Source organism: Mesorhizobium sp. M8A.F.Ca.ET.181.01.1.1 (assembly GCF_004792025.1).
Classification (GTDB): Bacteria; Pseudomonadota; Alphaproteobacteria; order Rhizobiales; family Rhizobiaceae; genus Mesorhizobium.
Genome location: NZ_SRTV01000351.1, coordinates 1 through 279 on the forward strand (window position 1 = coordinate 1; position 279 = coordinate 279).

Below are 279 nucleotides of genomic sequence, written 5' to 3' on the forward strand. Positions count from 1 at the left end.
GCGATGAAATGCTGCTGCTGCTCGTTGATAAGCGCCTGCAGGCGCTGCAGCCGCTCGTCCTTCACGGTTTCGGAAAGATGGCCGTCCATCTCGGCGCCCGGCGTGCCGGGACGTGGAGAATATTTGAAGGTAAAGGCTGAGGCATAGTTCACCTCGCGCACCAATTTCAGCGGCGCCTCGAAATCCTCATCCGTCTCACCGGGAAAGCCGACGATGAAGTCGCCCGACATGGCGATGTCGGGACGGGCTGCGCGGATACGCTCGATGAGCGCCAAATAG

The 279-nt window shown here is 60.6% G+C and carries 1 pseudogene; it reads right to left on the minus strand.

Features of this window, described 5'->3' with window-relative positions:
• Positions 1–279 (minus strand): annotated as a pseudogene (locus EN824_RS34930) (tRNA (N6-isopentenyl adenosine(37)-C2)-methylthiotransferase MiaB); the annotation flags it as partial.